Here is a 1,105-nt window from a genome sequence, read left to right on the forward strand (position 1 = left end):
GCCGAATGCACGGTTCCCAAGATCACCGTCATCACCCGCAAGGCCTACGGCGGTGCCTACGACGTGATGGCCTCCAAGCACCTGCGCGGCGACGTGAACCTCGCGTGGCCCCGTGCCGAGATCGCCGTGATGGGCGCCAAGGGTGCCGTTGAAATCATCTTCCGCGAAGACAAGAATGATCCGGAAAAGCTCGCCGCCCGCGAAGCCGAATACAAGGCCCGCTTCGCCAACCCGTATGTGGCCGGCACGCGCGGCTACATCGATGATGTGATCCTGCCGAGCGAAACCCGCAAGCGCATCTGCCGTTCTCTCGTCATGCTGCGCGAGAAGAAGCTCGAGAACCCGTGGCGCAAGCACGGGAACATCCCCCTCTGAGAAACGGGAAGAAGAACATGTTCAAAAAAATTCTGATCGCCAACCGCGGGGAAATCGCCTGCCGCGTCATCAAGACCGCGAAAAAGATGGGCATCCTCACCGTGGCCGTCTATTCCGATGCCGACAAGGAAGCCCGCCACGTCGAGCTCGCCGACGAAGCGGTCCACATCGGCGCCGCCCCCAGCCGCGAGAGTTATCTGCAGGCCGACCGCATCATCGCCGCCTGCAAGCAAACGGGCGCCGAGGCCGTCCACCCCGGCTACGGCTTCCTCTCCGAGAACGAAGCCTTCGCCCGCAAGGTCGAGGAAGAGGGCATCGTCTTCATCGGCCCCAAGCACTATTCGATCGCCGCCATGGGCGACAAGATCGCCTCCAAGAAACTGGCCAACGAAGCCAAGGTCAACACCATCCCCGGCTGGAACGACGCCATCGAGTCGGCCGAGCGCGCCGTCGAGATCGCCAAGGACATCGGCTACCCGGTGATGATCAAGGCCTCGGCCGGTGGCGGCGGCAAGGGCCTGCGCGTGGCCTTCAACGACAAGGAGGCCTTCGAGGGCTTCACGTCGTGCCGCAACGAGGCGCGCAACAGCTTCGGCGACGACCGCGTGTTCATCGAGAAGTTCGTCGAGGAACCGCGCCACATCGAGATCCAGGTGCTCGGTGATTCGCAGGGCAACGTGATCTACCTCAACGAGCGCGAGTGTTCCATCCAGCGCCGCCACCAGAAGGT

2 protein-coding genes are annotated in these 1,105 nt (G+C 63.3%); both read left to right on the forward strand.

Going from position 1 to position 1,105, the window contains the following annotated elements; all coding sequences use genetic code 11:
- Window positions 1–375, forward strand: a 375-nt coding sequence (locus WKW79_RS36980; RefSeq protein WP_340340189.1) for a carboxyl transferase domain-containing protein, incomplete at its 5' end; no start/stop codon positions are given.
- Between the two features lie 17 nt (window positions 376–392).
- A partial coding sequence (locus WKW79_RS36985; protein WP_340340190.1) for a biotin carboxylase N-terminal domain-containing protein occupies window positions 393–1,105 on the forward strand: 713 nt, incomplete at its 3' end.

The organism is Variovorax robiniae, from assembly GCF_037889955.1.
Lineage (GTDB): Bacteria > Pseudomonadota > Gammaproteobacteria > Burkholderiales > Burkholderiaceae_C > Variovorax > Variovorax robiniae.